This window comes from Vibrio sp. PID17_43 (genome assembly GCF_002608565.1).
Taxonomy (GTDB): Bacteria; Pseudomonadota; Gammaproteobacteria; order Enterobacterales; family Vibrionaceae; genus Vibrio.
In genome coordinates this window covers 102,110-120,273 of the sequence record NZ_LIXM01000016.1, presented here as the reverse complement: position 1 = coordinate 120,273, position 18,164 = coordinate 102,110, and the positions used below count along the sequence as shown (strand labels likewise).

Here is an 18,164-nt window from a genome sequence, read left to right as displayed (position 1 = left end):
TGATGGACTACTACAACCGACAACGGCCTCATCAAGCAAATGATGGGCTGTCACCAGTAAATGCCGAAAATCGGCTTAAATCTGTGTCCGGAGTTTGTTGACCACTACAACCCTCATATTTAAGGGGAGCTAAAATAACCGTCATTCTGAACAGTGAGGAACGAACGTGATTCAGAATCTACAATCCGATTGTGCGGTAGTGAGATGACTCTATTTAGTTGAGGAGCTTGCTGAGGTTAGATTCTTAGTCTCGCTAAGGCTCGCTAGAATGACGCATCCTCATATTTAAGGGGAGCTAAAATAATCGTCATTCTGAACAGTGAGGAACGAACGTGATTCAGAATCTATTGTCCGTTGATTCTGTGGCTTGAGGTTAGGTGTGAAGGCTAGGTGCTTGCTGAAGTTAGATTCCTAGTCTCGCTAAGGCTCGCTGGAATGACGAGATAGCTTGATGTGTGCTTTCCTGTATTCCGTAAGCGAAGCGCTGCGTATTCGGTATTCCAGTCACTTTCTCAAAACTCATTGAAATGCACAAACGTCTCACGTGCTCCACCTAGGACCTAGAACCTCTCACTTTCTTTAAAAACCAAAAAGGCCGATGTTTTCACATCGGCCTTTCGATTATTTATCGTCTATTGCGAGATAAATTAAGCTTTAGCTGCTGCCGCTGCACGAGCGATTGCTGCGAAGCCTTTTGCATCTAGTGCTGCGCCACCAACAAGTGCACCGTCGATGTCTGGTTGAGAGAAGTAAGCTTCAGCGTTTTCTGGCTTAACAGAGCCGCCGTATTGGATGATTACTTGCTCAGCTACCGCTGCGTCTTTCGCTGCGATCAGTGCGCGGATAGAAGCGTGGATGCGTTGTGCATCTTCAGCGGTTGCTGCTTTACCAGTACCGATAGCCCAGATTGGTTCGTAAGCGATGATTGCGCCGTTTAGTGCTTCAACACCGTAAGTGTCGATCACTGCGTTGATTTGACGTGCACATACTGCTTCTGTTTCGCCCGCTTCGTTTTGCGCTTCAGATTCGCCGATACAGAAAACAGGCGTTAGGCCGTTTTCTTTTAGGAAGTTGAATTTCTTCGCGATGAACTCGTCTGATTCGTTGTGGTATTCACGACGCTCAGAGTGGCCGATGATGATGTGAGAAGCACCGAAATCTTTCAGCATTGCAGGAGACATGTCGCCAGTGAACGCACCGCTGTTGTTTAGGTCAGTGTTTTGCGCACCTAGGATGATCTTGTTACCGCCTTCTGCGATTAGACGCTCTGCTAGGTCGATGTAAAGTGCTGGTGGCGCTACTGCTACGTCAACACCTTCTACGCCTTCAAGCTCAGCGTTAAGACCAGTTAGTAGCTCAGTTACCATTGCTTTGCTACCGTTTAGTTTCCAGTTACCCATCACTACAGGACGACGCATAGGAATATCTCCCTTATCTTTAATGTAAAAAGTCTATTAATGTAAAAAATCTACGTAAGAATATAACAGAATAATGTGAATAGATCATGATTGGCGTCATGTCTTCTACGGCTTTATATCGCTGGTTGGAGGTGCAATGGTGCTGTTAATGTCATCAATCGCAATCGATTGGTGATCGTGTAGACAGAATGATAGTTCATTTCTCGGAAATTGCCGCCTAGATTGGTATTACTATCACTTGATGTGGGTAATATCTAGAAAGGAATCAACATGCCTAACTTAGTTTTAGAGTATTCAAGTTCTGTCGATGAGCGAGTGAATGTACAAGGTTTGCTAGAAGATTTGCATAAAGTCGCATTGGATAGCGGCTTGTTTGAGTTGGCCTCAGTCAAATCTCGTGCTTTTGAGTGCCACGACTGGTTAGTTGGTGAAGAGGGCAACAGCGCAGACTTTATTCATATTGGCTTTGATTTGTTGGCAGGGAGAACCCCGGAGCAAAAAAGAGAGTTGTCTCGGGCATTGATGTCAGTATTGCAAGCGCAAGCCAGCCACGTGCGTAGTTTGACAGTGAACGTGCGTGATATGGATATTGAGAGCTTTCAAAAAGTGGTGAATTGATAAAAGGTCCTAGGGTTAAAAGATAGATCCTAGGATCCTGGGTTCTAAATCTTGGATTACGGATTACGCGCAAACGTTGTTTCCGGTTAGAAGACAAATACTGTCATTCTGAACAGTGAGGAACGAACGTGATTCAGAATCTATTGTCCGTTGATTCTGTGGCTTGAGGTGTGAAGACTAGGTGCTTGCTGAAGTTAGATTCTTAGTCTCGCTGGAATGACGAGATAGCTTGACGCGTGCTTTTCTGTATTCCGTAAGCGAAGCGCTCCGTATTCGGTATTCCAACCACTTTCTCAAGAACCGATGAAATGCACAAACGTCTAGCACGTTCTTCCTAGGATCTAGGAGCCTAGGCTCTATAACCTTTTCTTTGCCCTTTATTCTGCTCTTCGCTACTCTATAGTCTTTCTAGTTTTTGGATGAAAGTTGATGTTGATTAAAGAGTTACTGTTTTCTTTTCAGGGGCGGATAGGCCGTAAAACGTATTGGATGTGGAACATTGTTTACTACATTTCGATTCTCGGTTTTGGCGTGGGCATCAACAAGTTGCTTCCTGCATTTTCTTACATCATTCTGCCTGTTTTTTTGCTTGCCTTACTTATTCCAGATTTAGCGATTACGACCAAGCGTTGGCATGACCGTAACAAGTCGATCTATTGGTTAGCGTTGAATATTCCTCTGGTCATTGGCCGTATTGCAACGCCGATGACGAATCCGGCTGCTCAAGAGCCATCAATGGCACAAGTGTTTATTGCTTCTCTTTCGTTGATCTGTGGTTTATGGATCCTGGTGGAATGTGGATTTTTGAAAGGAACGGCTGGTCAGAATAAATACGGGCCAGAGCCGGAATAAGTTCTAGAACTATCGATTCGCTGAAAGTAGATTCTTAGTCTCGCTGGGGCTCGCTAGAATGACGCACCCTGATATTGAAGGGAGAGCTAAAATAGCCGTCATTCTGAACAGTGAGGAACGAACGTGATTCAGAATCTATTGTCCGTTGATTCTGTGGCTTGAGGTGAGGTGTGAAGACTAGGTGCTTGCTGAAGTTAGATTCTTAGTCTCGCTGGGGCTCGCTAGAATGACGCACCCTGATATTGAAGGGGGAGCTAAATAGCCGTCATTCTGAACAGTGAGGAACGAACGTGATTCAGAATCTATTGTCGGTTGATTCTGTGGCTTGAGGTTAGGTGTGAAGGCGAGGTGCTTGCTGAAGTTAGATTCTTAGTCTCGCTGGGGCTCGCTAGAATGACGCACCCTGATATTGAAGGGAGAGCTAAAATAGCCGTCATTCTGAACAGTGAGGGACGAACGTGATTCAGAATCTACTACCCGAGTGCAGCAGTTTTATAATGAAGCAATAATCTAAAAGAAGGTTTGTTATGGAAAAGAGACCTTGTGTTTATATCTTAGCGTCAAACAACAATGCGGTGATTTATGTTGGGGTAACTAGCCGGTTACCCCAAAGATTATGGCAGCACAAAAATGGCGTAGTTGCGGGTTTTACAAAAAAATACAACGTGCACAAATTAGTGTACGTTGAACCCTTCGATGATATGGAAAATGCTATCGCAAGAGAAAAACAGCTCAAACAATGGAGGCGAGCTTGGAAGCTAGATCTAATTCGAAAATCGAATCCTGACTTGGTTGATGTGTCTCATTGTTATCAGTAGAAGCCATCCCGGTTATCTGTAGATTTAAACAGCACAACATTTTCTTTTTGTATTTCTACGTTTTCCCCCTGCAACGCCTCTCTAAACTTCACGACCTGCTTTTGTAGCTCGTTCATTAACACGACATTGGTGTGATGTGGGTTCTTGCAGTTGTGAATAACGCGGTCTATGTGGCTTTGCTGTGCCCATAGGCGTGGTTGCATCTCTTCCGATGCGTTTTCAATCATCTCTTTCGCCATATTGTGACGAAACTGCTCAAAAGCTTCGGGATCTCGTTCGGCCATTTTTACCATCTCATCGAATGATGGTAGCGTTTGTGGCTTGGGTGTACGTGGCATCGCTGTTCTCCAAATCCATCTGGGTCGTTGTGCTTCGCTATTAAAAGCGTATACCACAGGAAGAAAAGGAGTGGAGAAATTGCCAAATTATCTCAACAACAAGCGCTCATGTGCCTGTTGTTGAGAGGTATGTTGAACTGTTACGCTTGAATGCGATATACGCAGCGACGTTGGCCACTAATGATGTGCTCGGTGCGTTCTACTTTGGTTTCGATACCAAGAAGAGCTTGGAACACATTGAGTTCAGATAGGCACAAACTTGGGCAGCGTGTTGCCGCTTTGCAGATGGGACAGTGGTTTTCAATCAGAATGAAGCCTTGTTCATCTTGTTCGAGTTCTGCCATATAGCCTTCTTTTTCGCGAAGAGAGACAAGCATTTTTAGTTTGCTCTCTAGCGAATCGCATGGCGTTAGGTGTTGTTGGTAGTGTTGCAGGGTTAGCTTTTCTCGTTCAGAGGTGACTTTATTCAGGCCTTCTTTTCCGAAGGTGTGCTCAACGGCTTCAATAAATTGAATAGTGAGTTCGCCATGACGATCGGTGAATTGTTCGTGACCTTTTTGTGTTAAAGACCAGTGGCGGGTTGGGCGACCGACTTTTACTTTTACATCATGAATCGACAGGATGCCGTCATCTTCTAAGCCTTGTAGGTGCTGGCGTGCGCCCATGGTTGTCATTTCTAGCTCAGAAGAGAGTTGTTTCGCAGTGACAGAGCCATCACGCTTAACGATTTGCAAAATCCTATCTACGGTTTTCATATACCCACCATCTATACATCAGTACATATTATGCGCGATAGGGTTAGTAAAGAAAAGAGTTGACTTAATTTTGGGTATGGATTTGTTGGCTCCATATTCATGTGAGCTAACGTATGTCGTCATTCTGAACAGCGAGGAACGAGCGTGATTCAGAATCTATTGTCTGTTGATTCTGTGGCTTGAGGTGGGGTGTGAAGGCTAGGTGCTTGCTGAGGTTAGATTCTTAGTCTCGCTTGAGCTCGCTAGAATGAAGAATCCTCTCGGTTGAGAGCGCGTTAAAGTGACCGTCATTCTGAACCGTGAGGAACGAACGTGATTCAGAATCTACTGAAAGAGAGTGATACCACTAAGGTGATAAATCGAAATTCATCAGTACGCTGATAATAGATTCCTAGTCTCGCTAAGGCTCGCTGGAATGACACAATTGGTGATGATGTGCTTTTCAGTAAGCGAAGCGCTCCGTATTCTGTATTCCAGTCACTTTCTCAAAAGGTAATGAAATGCACAAACTCACAGAACGCTCCACCTAGGGCCGAGAAAGCCCTCTAAACTTAAAGAATAATATCGCGCACTTCTGGGTCTTTTCGGTCTAGGTAGTGTGTAGACTTAATGCGACGAATGGTACGGCAGCGACCTCTGATCAGCAGGGTTTCTGTCGTTGCAATGTTGCCTTGACGAGAAATGCCTTCTAGCAGGTCGCCTTTCGTGATACCGGTTGCGGAGAATACCACGTTATCGCTGCGCGCCATGTCTTCCATCTTAAGAATCACATTTGCTTGCACGCCCATTTCTTCACAACGCTTTAGCTCTGCTGCACCGTAAATGCGGTTCTCTTCGGTGTCACCTTTCACTTCGTGGCGAGGCAGTAGGCGGCCATGCATGTCACCGTCTAGTGCACGAATGACAGCGGCCGATACCACGCCCTCAGGTGCGCCACCAATACAGTACATCACGTCCACTTCACTGTCTGGCATACACGTTAAGATAGAAGCAGCGACATCACCATCTGGCACGGCGAATACACGCACACCCATTGCTTGCATCTCTGCAATCACTTCATCGTGACGAGGCTTCGCTAGCGTGATAACGACGAGCGTGTCTAGCGACTTGTTTAGTGCTTTGGCGATATTTTCTAGGTTTTCTTTAAGTGGTTTACCTAGGTCGATAACGCCTTTCGCACCAGGGCCAACGACCAACTTTTCCATGTACATATCTGGCGCTTTTAAGAAGCTGCCTTTCTCACCTGCCGCGAGTACAGCAAGTGCGTTCGATTGACCCATCGCCGTCATGCGTGTGCCTTCGATTGGATCTACAGCGATATCCACTTCGTCGCCACCACAGCCCACTTGCTCGCCGATGTAGAGCATAGGTGCATCATCGATTTCGCCTTCACCAATAACGATTTCACCGCTGATGTCTGTTTTGTTCAGTAGGGTACGCATAACTTCAACTGCTGCACCGTCTGCTGCGTTTTTGTCGCCACGGCCAAGCCATTTGTAACCAGCCAAAGCGGCGCCTTCAGTAACACGGGAAAATGCCATTGCTAAATCGCGTTTCATGATGTCTCCAAGTAACAAGAGGGAAGAGAAATTTGCTCGGGGATTTTATCACAGCAATGGGGAAACGTTTGCTTTTTTGCTGAGTATTTACTTTAACTCAGTTGAATTTGATCAAGGTTTGGGTGAGTTTTCGTCGAGTTGGCGTGAAATGCACTGTACAAAAATGCTTCTAAGTTCAGAAAAGTCAGAGTTTAGTGAGATTGCGCCGATTTTTTGACCGAATGGTACAAAAGATCGAATATAGTAAGTGTTTATCGTCGCTACGCTGAGTAGAATGAATCTTATCGGTAAGGTGCCGACGAGTCGTCGTGTATCGTCCCACGGAATAACATAGGTAGGCCAAGATGTCTTTTGAAGTACTAGAACAACTAGAAGCGAAAATTCAAACTGCAGTTGACACAATCACTCTTCTTCAGATGGAAGTCGAAGAGCTGAAAGAAGATAAAGTGAAACTAGAAGCTGAAGCTAACGAAATGCGTTCTCAACGCGAAGAGCTTGAGCAGAAATCTCAGCAAGCTCAACAAGAGCACGCACAGTGGCAAGAGCGCATTCGTGCACTACTTGGCAAGATGGACGAAGTGGAATAATCCTCTCATCATCCAGAATTAAAAACACCCGCTTCGGCGGGTGTTTGCGTATTTGGGGGAAAGGTTCTAGGTAAAAAGTAGGTTCTAGGTTTTTAGGATCCTAGGAACTGAATCTTGGATTACGGATAATGCACAAACGTTGTTATGCCGTTTAAAAAATATTGTCATTCTGAACCGTGAGAAGCGAACGTGATTCAAAATCAACCATCCGATTGTGCGGTAGTGAAATGGATCTATTTGGTTGGGGAGCTTGCTGAGGTTAGATTCTTAGTCTCGCTTGAGCTCGCTAGAATGACGAACCCTCTCGGTTGAGAGCGCGCTAAAGTGACCGTCATTCTGAACCGTGAGGAACGAGTGTGATTCAGGATCTACAATCCGATTGTGCGGTAGTGAGATGACTCTATTTGGTTGGGGAGCTTGCTGAGGTTAGATTCTTAGTCTCGCTTGAGCTCGCTAGAATGACGAACCCTCTCGGTTGAGAGCGCGCTAAAGTGACCGTCATTCTGAACCGTGAGGAACGAGTGTGATTCAGGATCTACAATCCGATTGTGCGGTAGTGAGATGACTCTATTTGGTTGGGGAGCTTGCTGAGGTTAGATTCTTAGTCTCGCTTGAGCTCGCTAGAATGACGAATCTTCTCGGTTGAGAGTGCGCTAAAGTGACCGTCATTCTGAACAGTGAGGAACGAACGTGATTCAGGATCTACAGACCGAGTTTGATATCACTAAGGTAATATACTGACACTAAATAGTACGCTAATAATAGATTCCGGATGCTCGCTTGAGCGTCCGGAATGACGCCGTTAGGTTCAGTGAATGTGTTTCCGTAAGCGAAGCGCTCCGTATTCAGTATTCCAGTCACTTTCTCAAAAGGTAATGAAATGCACAAACTCACAGAACGCTCCACCTAGGAACTAGGCCCCTAGCTAGGCCCTATCATCTAGGAACTTTAGGTTCGTTATTCTTCCTCATCCAACTCAAGATCAACGTTGAGAGGCTCTGGAGAAAGGATAATGCCGGTATTGTCTGCATAGAGGTAATCTTCAGGCAAGAAGCTCACGCCGCCAAAGTTCACCGGAACGTCAACCTCGCCAATACCTTGGCTTGTGGCACCAACAGGCATAGAAGCTAACGCTTGAATACCAAGGTTCATGTCTTCTAGCTCATCGACTTCACGAACGCAGCCATAAACCACAATGCCTTCCCATTCATTTTCTTCGGCAAGCGTAGCGATTTCTGCATCGATAAGGGCCTTGCGTAGGGAACCACCACCATCAATCAATAGTACTCGGCCAACACCATCTTGTTCTAACATTTCGCGGATCAAGGTGTTGTCTTCAAAACACTTAATTGTCGTGATTTGTCCGGCAAACGAAGCGCGACCGCCAAAATTACTGAACATCGGTTCAACCACATCTACCTGATCAAGGTAGATATCACAGAGTGCTGAAGTGTTGTATTCCATAGCGTACCTTTATAAACAGAAACCATTGTCTTTGAGTATATCTGGGCATCAAGTCAATGCAATGACAATCCTTTTTTAACTCATCAGAGTTTGAGTTACCACAACTGTTGCAAATAAAACATTCGTGACTAATGAGCACTTAACAACGACTGGCATCATCGGGGCTATTTGAGCAGGGTGTTCGGTATCCCAAACGGCTTTGCCGTGTTGAGCGACGACATAGATGCCGAGCAAAAACGGTAAGCTAGCCCACATAGGTTTATCTTGAATGAGGAGGTAAGCGGTAAACGCGATCAATGCCCCACCCAGTAGTAGGAAGTGATACTGTTTGGCTCTTCGTTGACCTAAACGCACTGCCATTGTGCGTTTACCACACTCGGTATCGTTCTCAATATCTCGCATATTGTTAATGTTGAGGACGGCAACGGCGAGCAAGCCACACCCCAACGCCGGCAGGAAAAGCGCACTCTCAATATGGCCAGTATGCAGAAAATAAGTGCCAGATACACCAAGTAAACCAAAGAAGATAAATACGGAAAGATCGCCTAAGCCAACATAGCCATAAGGTTTGCTGCCCATGGTGTAGGCGATGGCTGCAATGATCGCGAGAATACCGAGGCCAATAAAAGTAAGGATGCTTTCCACTGAACTCAGCGCGTAGAACACCAAAGTAAGCCCCGCTATTGCAGTCAGTATGATGTTGCAGATGATCGCTTTTTTCATTTGTGATGCACTGACAGCCCCAGACTGCATGGCACGTTGTGGGCCTAAGCGGTTGTCGTTATCTGTGCCCTTCACGGCATCGCCGTAGTCGTTAGCGAGGTTAGATAGGATCTGTAATAGCGTAGCAGTAACAAACGCCATGATGGCAATCGTCAATGAAAAATGGCCAGTAGAGTAGGCGAGTGCACTACCAGTTAGAATCGATACCAATGCCAGTGGTAATGTTTTAGGGCGAGCGGCGTCAAGCCAGATCTGCAATGATTGTTTCATGGATATTTCGTGCTAGTAACCAATGTGCCCAGTATAAGCACAAAGTCGCTGATACGCTATTGACCTGAAACAACTCAATTAAGAGTCAAAGGGCGACGGAGAGGGAACACAGTTTCCATATTTGAGGTAATAAAATAGCGCTCTTTTCAGAAAGAGAAGGGGACGGTGCACGCAGTTATTAGATCCTTAGTCTCGCTGGAGCTCGCTAGGATGACGAACTCTTTTGGTCTAGAGCTCGCTAAAGTAACCGTCATTCTGAACAACGAGGAACGAGTGTGATTCAGAATCTACCGTCCGGCGGTGCAGTGGATTAAGGTGAGTGAGCAACAATTGGAGTTTGCTGGTATTGGAACCTTAGTCTCGCTGGAGCTCGCTAGAATGACGAACCCTCTCGGTTGAGAGCGCGTTTAAGTAACCGTCATTCTGGATTAAAAAGCCCAGAACATGACATTCTGGACTTTGAATCGCGCAGTGAGCTAATGATTAAAGAATGAAGCGGCTTAGGTCTTCATTTTCAATGGCGTCACCCAGACGCTCTTTCACGTAAGCAGCATCAATTACGAATTTCTCGCCTGCTTTTTCTGTTGCGTCGTAAGATATTTCATCCATCAGACGCTCCATCACCGTATGAAGACGACGAGCACCGATGTTTTCGGTGGTTTCGTTTACGGTCCATGCTGCTTCCGCGATTTGAATGATGCCATCTTCAGTGAACTCAACATCAACGTTTTCTGTCTTCATCAGCGCTGCGTATTGTTCTGTCAGAGACGCTTTAGGCTCAGTTAGAATGCGCTTAAAGTCGTTGCTGGTTAATGCTTCTAGCTCAACGCGGATTGGTAGACGACCTTGCAACTCAGGGATCAGATCGGAAGGTCTTGCGACTTGGAATGCGCCGGATGCGACAAATAAGATGTGGTCGGTTTTTACCATTCCGTGCTTAGTTGATACTGTGCTACCTTCAATAAGTGGCAGTAGGTCTCGCTGAACGCCTTCACGAGAAACGTCAGGTCCTGAGCTTTCACCACGCTTACAGATCTTGTCGATCTCGTCGATGAACACGATACCGTTGTTCTCTACGTTGAAAATCGCAGATTCTTTTAGCTCTTCTTGGTTCACCAGTTTAGCCGCTTCTTCTTCCGCTAGCGCTTTCATTGCGTCTTTGATTTTCAGTTTGCGCTTTTTCTTCGTATCGCCGGCTAGGTTTTGGAACATACCTTGCAGCTGGTTGGTCATCTCTTCCATACCAGGAGGCGCCATGATCTCTACCCCCATTTGTGGTGCGGCAATATCGATCTCGATCTCTTTGTCGTCTAACTGGCCTTCACGCAGTTTTTTACGGAAGATTTGACGCGTATTTGATGTGTCTTCTTTTTGCTCTGTTTGACCCCAAGCATCACGCGCTGGTGGTAATAGAGCATCAAGAATGCGCTCTTCAGCTTGTTCTTCAGCGCGGAATTTTACTTTTTCCATCGCTTGCTGGTGGGTCATCTTCACTGCAACATCGGTTAGGTCGCGAATGATGGTTTCGACTTCTTTACCTACGTAACCCACTTCCGTGAATTTCGTTGCTTCTACTTTGATGAATGGTGCGTTTGCTAGTTTCGCTAGGCGACGAGCAATCTCGGTTTTACCCACACCAGTTGGACCAATCATCAGAATGTTTTTCGGGGTCACTTCTACGCGCAAGCTTTCTTCAAGCTGCATGCGTCGCCAGCGATTACGAAGGGCAATCGCAACCGAACGTTTTGCTTTGTCTTGCCCAATGATGTGGCGGTTCAGTTCATGAACGATTTCGCGAGGAGTCATTTCAGACATATTCTTTCCTTACTTCGTTACGATTACGCGGTTGGCTGAGGAAGCTCTGCAGTTGATTCTAGCTCTTCTACAGTATGGTTGTGGTTGGTGAACACACAAATGTCACCGGCGATGTTGAGTGCTTTCTCTGCAATCTCACGAGCATCTAGATCGGTATTTTCTAGCAGGGCGGTGGCAGCTGCTTGCGCGTATGCACCACCAGAACCGATGGCAATCAGGTCATTTTCAGGCTGAACTACGTCACCGTTACCAGTAATGATGAGAGAAGCAGTTTCATCCGCGACAGCAAGAAGTGCTTCCAACTTACGAAGTGCGCGATCACTGCGCCAATCTTTAGCGAGTTCTACGGCAGCTTTGGTCAGGTGGCCTTGGTGCATTTGCAGCTTGCTTTCAAAGCGCTCGAAAAGGGTAAAGGCATCCGCTGTACCGCCAGCAAAGCCAGCTAGCACTTGGTTGTTGTATAGGCGGCGAACTTTTCGCGCATTACCTTTCATTACGGTATTGCCCAGAGATACTTGGCCATCACCCGCGATGACGACTTTATTATTTCGACGTACAGATACAATGGTAGTCACAGTCGACCTCTTAATTATGTCTCTTTGGATTTAATTAAGTATATGGGGGAGGTGAGTTTGGGATTCAAGGGGGCTAAAAGAAAGGGCTTAGGGAAAAGATAGGTCCTAGGTTTAAAAGAAAGGTCCTAGGATCCTAGGGCTTAGGACCTCATGTTTGGGATTACGGATTACGCGCAAACGTTGACTTTGAGTTACAAGGAAAATACTGGTCATTCTGAACAATGAGGAACGAGTGTGATTCAGAATCTACTATCCGATTGTGCGGTAGTGAGGTGGCTCTATTTGGTAGGGGAGCTTGCTGATGTTAGATTCTTAGTCTCGTTTGGACTCGCTAGAATGACGAATCTTCTCGGTTGAGAGCGCGCTAAAGTGACCGTCATTCTGAACCGTGAGGAACGAACGTGATTCAGAATCTACTATCCGATTGTGCGGTAGTGAGGTGGCTCTATTTGGTAGGGGAGCTTGCTGAAGTTAGATTCTTAGTCTCGTTTGGACTCGCTAGAATGACGAATCTTCTCGGTTGAGAGCGCGCTAAAGTGACCGTCATTCTGAACAGTGAGGAACGAACGTGATTCAGAATCTACTATCCGATTGTACGGTAGTGAGATGGCTCTATTGGGTTGGGGAGCTTGCTGAGGTTAGATTCTTAGTCTCGTTTGGACTCGCTAGAATGACGCTGTTGGGTTCAGTGAGCGTGTTTCTGTAAGTGAAGCGCCCTGTATTCTGTATTTCAATCACGTTCTCAAAAAGTAATGAAATGCACAAACTAGCAGAGTGCTCCACCTAGGATCCTAGGCTCTATAATCTAGGCCCTTATTTTTACCTAAAAATTCTCTTTCCAAATTGCACATGGTTCGATTTTGGCGCGTTGCAATTTGTGACGGTCCTTTTCGGCGTCACGCTTGAACTTGTATGGCCCTAGTACTATTCGGTACCACGAACTGCCTTCTTTCTGGCGAATTTGGCTAGAGATGCCTTGGAAAGCGATCGCCAGTTTGCGTTCTTCCGCCTGAGCTTGAGTTTTATAGGCACCGCACTGCATGATGTAAGGGATCTTCGACACTTCGATCTCTTTAGCGACGACTTCGATTTCACGGTTTGGCAATGACTCTACGTATTCCCACTTCTCTTCAGGAGGTGCAGGCAACTCTTTTTTCGGTTTTGGCTTGCTTGTAGTCGCAGGCTGTTGTTTGACAACCGGCTGTTCTGGCTCTGGATCATTACTTAATAAGTACAAGCCGTAACCAAACCCACTGACAAGCAAAATTGCCAGCAGACCACTACGCCAAGGTTTTTTTCTAGAGGGCTGTTTTTTTGTCGACTTTTTCGGAGCGCCGCGCCCTCGTCTTACATAATCTTTATTTGCCACGGTTACTTCGGTCATCAAGAATTCTGCGAAATATGTTAATCCAGAATGAGGATGGAAAACACCCTGTTCGCGCAATCTTGTTAGTTTTAAAAGAAAGGGGCGTGATAAAACGCAGGTCCTAGGATCCTAGGACCTAAAATCTTGGATTACGGATTATGCGCAAACGTGGTCTTTTCTGTATTCCGTAAGCGAAGCGCTCCGTATTCGGTATTCCGGTCATTTTCTCGAGAAGCAATCAAATGCACTAACTTCCCACACGCTCCACTTAGGACCTAGGCCCTAACAACCTAGGTCCTTTAATTTTCTATCGCAATGGCGGAGGCGCAGCACTACCACGAACGACGAGCTTAGTATCGAGTAGGCGAGAGCCGGAGTGCACATCATGCCCTCTCAAGAGTTCTAACATCATTAGCATGGCTTGACGGCCAATCTCATAACGTGGTTGAGAAACGGTGGTTAGCGGTGGATCGCAGTATTGGGCGAATTGAATATCATCGAAGCCGACAATAGAGAGATCTTGTGGGACGCGCAAGCCAAGCCGTTTTGCTTCTTGGATCGCGCCTATCGCCATGGTGTCACAGTGACAGAATAGAGCCGTCGGAGGTGTTGGCAGTTCGAGCAGTTTACGTACTGCTTGTGCACCACCTTCAAAAGAAAAATCTGCAATGACACTGTATAGCGGATCTTGGCTAATACCCGCACGACGCAATGCTTGTTGGTAGCCTTGCTGGCGGAATTGACACAGTGCCGCAGTATCTGGGCCCGAAACTTGCGCAATTCGTTTATGCCCAAGTTGGGTTAGGTAGTTTACTGCTTCGAAAGCGGCCGTTAAGTTATCGATGTGAACCGTTGGCAGTTCAAGCTCTGGTGCAAACTCACACGCCATTACCATCGGTGGTAGGTTTTTTTGCTCAGGCTTGCTGACATCGAAAGGGAGATCCGTTCCAAGTAACAGCATGCCATCCGCTTGTTTGGTGAACACCAAGTTTACAAATGAGCTTTCACGCTTTTTCTGCTGGCCGCTATCTCCTAGCAATACAAGGTAGCCGTGCTCCATTGCCGCGTCTTCGATACCGCGAATAATTTCTGCAAAGTAAGGATCACAGATGTCTGGCACAATGGTGACAATGGTTTTTGACTCGTTTCTACGTAAATTGCGTGCGAGAGAATTCGGAGAGTAGCCCGCTTCAAGAACGGCGTCTTCTACTCTTTTTCGTGTCGAAGAAGACACTTTTTCTGGATTCATCAGCGCTCGTGATACCGTAGCCGTAGATACCCCTGCAAGCTGGGCAACATCCTTCATTGTCGCCATAGTTATACCCTCTCAAATTGTCGCCAAGTTGACGTTAGTCGTTGTTTTAATATCAGTCTATGTGATTGACTCACGTTAGACTTTGCTTATTTGAATAGTCTATTCATTTCTAGAGGGAAAGTTACGGTCTGTTTAACAAAACTCGCATTCCTATTGTGATGCAACTCACGTTAAGGGGTAATTCATTACATGGTTAAACGTTTGCTAACTGAGATCTTGTGGTTCAATGTCTAAGTTCCAGCGTACTTTCTTAGCATTCGGCAACAAATCAATAGCAGGTTTTGTACTGGTTAATAACTTTTGCATTAATGAACGATGCTGAGTTTGCAGCAATAGTTGCCAACGATATTTCCCCGCACGCTTGGCTAAAGGCGAAGGTGTCGGCCCTAATACCATACAGTCGTCATCAAATAAGGGATGCGACTCTAATGTAAAGCGAACCTGACGCAGAAAATCTTCGACCAACTCACTGTGGTTCGCTTCTGCCTTAAATAATGTTAGGTAGCTATAAGGAGGGAGCTGAGCCAATTTGCGTTCTTCTAATGCTGTCATCGCAAAGTGTCGGTAGTCTTTGTGTAACAAGGCTTGGAGTAAGCTGTGTTCGGGGTGATGCGTTTGCAAAACGACTTCACCTGGCTTACTTGCACGCCCAGCACGCCCGGCCACTTGAATAAATAACTGAGCCAAGCGCTCAGACGCGCGAAAATCACTGCTATATAGAGAACCATCGATATCAAGCAACGCGACTAATGTAACGTTCGGGAAGTGGTGTCCTTTGGCAAGCATCTGAGTGCCAATCAATATTTGATACTCACCTTTGCGAATGGACGTTAATGCATCTTCCAAGCTGCCTTTGCGGCGCGTGCTGTCTCTATCAATTCGTATTGCTTTGTATTCAGGGAATAGCTGCGCCAGTTGTTGTTCTAACTGTTCAGTACCAACGCCAACGGTGACCAGTTGTGTTGAACCACACCCTTGACACTGATGGATTATGGGTTGCTGTGAGCCGCAGTGGTGACAGCGAATCTCATTACTATATTGATGGAAGGTATAGTAAGCATCACAGCGTTTACACTCGGCGATCCAGCCACACTCATGACACATCAATGCCGGAGAAAAACCTCTTCGGTTTAGGAACAGCATCACCTGATTGCCTGCTTTTAGATGTTTACGCATTTCTGCAATCAAGGGCGCGGATAGGCCACTCTCTAAATACAGCCCTTTAACATCGAGCACTTTATTGGTTGTTGGCACCGCAGAACCTGCACGTTGTGTCAGTGTTAAATGGTGATACTTACCTGAAAGCGCATTATGAAGCGTCTCGAGTGCAGGGGTAGCAGTGCCTAGTACGATAGGTACTTGCTCTTTGTGCGCGCGCATCACCGCAACGTCACGGGCGTGATAGCGCAAACTGTCTTGCTGCTTGTAGGACGCATCGTGCTCTTCATCGACAATAATAATGCCGAGGTCAGCAAAAGGAGCAAGTAGGGCAGAGCGAGTGCCAATAATAATGCCTGCGGCTTTGTCTCGTGCCGATAGCCAAGCGTTTAAGCGTTCGGTTTCGTTCAGTCCAGAGTGGATAACATCAACAGGTACATTGAAGCGATGCTTAAAGCGATTGATGGTTTGCGGTGTTAAGCCAATCTCTGGCACTAATATTAATGCTTGTTTTCCCTTTTCGAGCACTGGCTTTATTAGGTTGAGATAGACCTCAGTTTTACCTGACCCTGTGACGCCTTCTAACAAATAGCAGGCGAATCCGGTTTGGCTATTTACACTGGCAATGGCGAGTGCTTGTTCATGGTTAAGTTTCGGTTTTTCAACCTCAGCCTCGACTTGCTGCCCCCATTTACCGATGCTCGGCTTCTTCTCTATACGTTCAACCCAACCTTTCTCTTCTAGAGACTTAAGCACCGTCGAGGCTATCTCTTGATCAAGCAACTCTTGATGTGGAACGGCACCGTTGTTCAACGCCTGCAATGCACGTTGTTGCTTGACCGCACGACGGTCAAGCCCCTGCATGAGCTTATTCTTACCCGCTTCGGTAATTAGCCATTCTTGTAGTGTGGCGAAGTCAGCTGGCTTGCCTTTTCTTAGCGCGGCCGGCATGGCGTTGTGTAGTGTCTCCCCAAGTGGGTATTGATAGAAAGTACTGCACCAATTGAGTAAGGAGTAGAGCTTCTCTGACCATACGGGTTGAGAGTCTAATACCGCTTTGATCGGTTTGAGTTGCTCTTTAGTAAAGTCAGAGTGGTTCACCATTGCTGTCACTATACCCACTAAAGTCTGGCGACCGAAAGGCACAGAGACGCGACCGCCAATGATCGGAAACAGATGGCCAGGGATGATATAATCAAACTGTTTGTCGAGCGGGACGGGTAGGGCCACTCTGGCGATGGATGGGCGCATAGGTTACTAACTATATAAAAGAGAGAGAAAGGTATTAAACCGCGCTTGGCAATCTGAGTAAAGACACTCCATTGCAATAGAAAGTCTGGTCAGCGCGATGGTTGGCGAAAAAAGTAGCAAAAAAGTCACCAAATGTATTGATCCGAGAGGGGCGATTCATTACTATACTGCGCCTTGAGATATGGCTTCGACAATGCGTCGATGCGGTATCGCATTTTATTATTAATTACGTGTGGTGTGCGGCATAGATTCGTATAGCGACACGGCCTACTATTGAGGTTATCCCATGAAAGCTGGTATCCACCCAGAATACAAAGCAGTAACTGCTACTTGTTCTTGCGGCAACTCTTTTGAGTTCAACACTACTCTAGCGAAAGAATCTATTCACCTAGACGTATGTGACAAGTGCCACCCATTCTACACTGGTAAGCAACGTATCGTTGATACAGGCGGCCGTGTTGATCGCTTCAACAAGCGTTTCGGCGCACTATCAAGCGGTAAGAAATAATAGCAGACGCTATTATGATTACAGTTTAGAAAAGGACGCTTCGGCGTCCTTTTTGTTTATGAGGTAAACGGACACTTTTGATGCAAACTGATTGTATGAAATTTATTCGATTATTTTTCGTTCGGCTATTGCATCCTAAAATGTGATCTGTATAATGCCTCGCACTGGTTAAGCCAGTTGTGAACCAATGAGCAGTGAGGAGCGAGCAAATCTTCGTGATTTGTAAGGTAATGTAGACTCAGCTTATGTTCGCGGTTAATACAATTAGCTATCTTTTCTTCGGAAAAACTGTTCCCAGAGGTGACTCTGACATATAGGGATAGTTAATCGAAAATTAACTGACAATGCGTCCTAATCTTGGATGCTACGGTTTCACATAAATCAATCGGCATTCTCTCGTCTTGACGAGTTTGAGTGGCGATATTGTTTGTGTAATTTTTAATATTGGAGCTCTGTCTCATGCAGAACCAACGTATCCGTATCCGCCTAAAAGCTTTCGATTACAAACTAATCGACGCTTCTACAGCGGAAATCGTTGAAACAGCTAAGCGCACTGGCGCACAGGTTCGTGGTCCAATCCCACTACCTACTCGTAAAGAGCGTTTCACAGTTCTTATCTCTCCACACGTTAACAAGAAAGCACGTGACCAGTACGAAATTCGTACTCACAAGCGTCTAATCGACATCGTTGAGCCAACAGACAAAACTGTTGATGCTCTAATGCGTCTAGACCTTGCTGCGGGCGTTGACGTTCAAATTAGCCTAGGTTAAGGG

Annotated in this window: 17 protein-coding genes; 6 read left to right on the top strand and 11 right to left on the bottom strand. The window is 46.1% G+C overall.

The features are described 5' to 3' along the window. Positions 1 to 647: 647 nt before the first annotated feature. Positions 648 to 1,418 (bottom strand): triose-phosphate isomerase, encoded by a 771-nt coding sequence (gene tpiA / locus AK965_RS12970; RefSeq protein ID WP_099080002.1) that lies wholly within the window; start codon positions 1,416 to 1,418, stop codon positions 648 to 650. Between the two features lie 270 nt (positions 1,419 to 1,688). On the opposite strand from tpiA, the gene AK965_RS12965 reads away from it, so the two are divergent. From AK965_RS12965 to AK965_RS12955, 3 genes are all read left to right on the top strand, one after another. Continuing rightward, the gene (locus AK965_RS12965; RefSeq protein ID WP_099080001.1) at positions 1,689 to 2,036 is read left to right on the top strand and encodes a 5-carboxymethyl-2-hydroxymuconate Delta-isomerase; all 348 of its coding nucleotides are present in this window, start codon (positions 1,689 to 1,691) and stop codon (positions 2,034 to 2,036) included. Between the two features lie 429 nt (positions 2,037 to 2,465). Continuing rightward, positions 2,466 to 2,888 carry a DUF805 domain-containing protein gene (locus tag AK965_RS12960; protein WP_099080000.1) on the top strand — a complete coding sequence of 141 codons (423 nt, stop codon included), beginning with the start codon at positions 2,466 to 2,468 and terminating at the stop codon, positions 2,886 to 2,888. Between the two features lie 527 nt (positions 2,889 to 3,415). Continuing rightward, positions 3,416 to 3,706, top strand: coding sequence for a GIY-YIG nuclease family protein (locus AK965_RS12955; protein ID WP_099079999.1), 291 nt, complete (start codon positions 3,416 to 3,418; stop codon positions 3,704 to 3,706). Here the strand turns inward: AK965_RS12955 and AK965_RS12950 are convergent. From AK965_RS12950 to glpX, 3 genes are all read right to left on the bottom strand, one after another. Beyond that, positions 3,700 to 4,044 (bottom strand): DUF3135 domain-containing protein, encoded by a 345-nt coding sequence (locus tag AK965_RS12950; protein WP_099079998.1) that lies wholly within the window; start codon positions 4,042 to 4,044, stop codon positions 3,700 to 3,702. The two genes, AK965_RS12955 and AK965_RS12950, sit on opposite strands and share 7 nt — an antisense overlap. Before the next feature lie 140 nt (positions 4,045 to 4,184). Next, positions 4,185 to 4,799: a metalloregulator ArsR/SmtB family transcription factor gene (locus AK965_RS12945; RefSeq protein ID WP_099079997.1), complete on the bottom strand. Its 615-nt coding sequence runs from the start codon at positions 4,797 to 4,799 to the stop codon at positions 4,185 to 4,187. 551 nt (positions 4,800 to 5,350) lie between these two features. Beyond that, positions 5,351 to 6,358, bottom strand: coding sequence for a class II fructose-bisphosphatase (gene glpX, locus AK965_RS12940; RefSeq protein ID WP_099079996.1), 1,008 nt, complete (start codon positions 6,356 to 6,358; stop codon positions 5,351 to 5,353). A gap of 344 nt (positions 6,359 to 6,702) precedes the next feature. Between glpX and zapB the strand changes: the two genes are divergently transcribed. Then, entirely contained in the window at positions 6,703 to 6,945 is a 243-nt protein-coding gene (gene zapB / locus AK965_RS12935; RefSeq protein ID WP_005435037.1) for a cell division protein ZapB, read from the top strand. A 957-nt stretch (positions 6,946 to 7,902) separates the two neighbouring features. Here zapB and rraA read toward each other — a convergent pair. From rraA to priA, 7 genes are all read right to left on the bottom strand, one after another. After that, complete coding sequence (rraA, locus tag AK965_RS12930; protein ID WP_099079995.1) at positions 7,903 to 8,409, bottom strand: ribonuclease E activity regulator RraA; 507 nt, start codon at positions 8,407 to 8,409, stop codon at positions 7,903 to 7,905. Between the two features lie 75 nt (positions 8,410 to 8,484). Continuing rightward, on the bottom strand, positions 8,485 to 9,402 hold the full coding sequence (locus AK965_RS12925; protein ID WP_099079994.1) for a 1,4-dihydroxy-2-naphthoate polyprenyltransferase: 918 nt from the start codon (positions 9,400 to 9,402) through the stop codon (positions 8,485 to 8,487). A 483-nt stretch (positions 9,403 to 9,885) separates the two neighbouring features. Continuing rightward, the gene (hslU, locus tag AK965_RS12920; RefSeq protein WP_099079993.1) at positions 9,886 to 11,217 is read right to left on the bottom strand and encodes an HslU--HslV peptidase ATPase subunit; all 1,332 of its coding nucleotides are present in this window, start codon (positions 11,215 to 11,217) and stop codon (positions 9,886 to 9,888) included. A gap of 23 nt (positions 11,218 to 11,240) precedes the next feature. Further along, complete coding sequence (gene hslV, locus AK965_RS12915; protein WP_099079992.1) at positions 11,241 to 11,792, bottom strand: ATP-dependent protease subunit HslV; 552 nt, start codon at positions 11,790 to 11,792, stop codon at positions 11,241 to 11,243. An 823-nt stretch (positions 11,793 to 12,615) separates the two neighbouring features. Next, a complete protein-coding gene (gene ftsN / locus AK965_RS12910; protein ID WP_099080010.1) occupies positions 12,616 to 13,161 on the bottom strand; it encodes a cell division protein FtsN in 546 nt (181 codons plus the stop codon). Between the two features lie 304 nt (positions 13,162 to 13,465). Beyond that, positions 13,466 to 14,473 (bottom strand): DNA-binding transcriptional regulator CytR, encoded by a 1,008-nt coding sequence (cytR, locus tag AK965_RS12905; RefSeq protein ID WP_099079991.1) that lies wholly within the window; start codon positions 14,471 to 14,473, stop codon positions 13,466 to 13,468. A 204-nt stretch (positions 14,474 to 14,677) separates the two neighbouring features. After that, positions 14,678 to 16,882 (bottom strand): primosomal protein N', encoded by a 2,205-nt coding sequence (priA, locus tag AK965_RS12900; protein WP_099079990.1) that lies wholly within the window; start codon positions 16,880 to 16,882, stop codon positions 14,678 to 14,680. Between the two features lie 286 nt (positions 16,883 to 17,168). Between priA and rpmE the strand changes: the two genes are divergently transcribed. Together rpmE and rpsJ are read left to right on the top strand one after the other, a co-directional pair. Continuing rightward, positions 17,169 to 17,390 carry a 50S ribosomal protein L31 gene (rpmE, locus tag AK965_RS12895; RefSeq protein ID WP_099079989.1) on the top strand — a complete coding sequence of 74 codons (222 nt, stop codon included), beginning with the start codon at positions 17,169 to 17,171 and terminating at the stop codon, positions 17,388 to 17,390. A 459-nt stretch (positions 17,391 to 17,849) separates the two neighbouring features. Then, positions 17,850 to 18,161, top strand: coding sequence for a 30S ribosomal protein S10 (gene rpsJ, locus AK965_RS12890; RefSeq protein WP_004410492.1), 312 nt, complete (start codon positions 17,850 to 17,852; stop codon positions 18,159 to 18,161). Positions 18,162 to 18,164 lie beyond the last annotated feature (3 nt).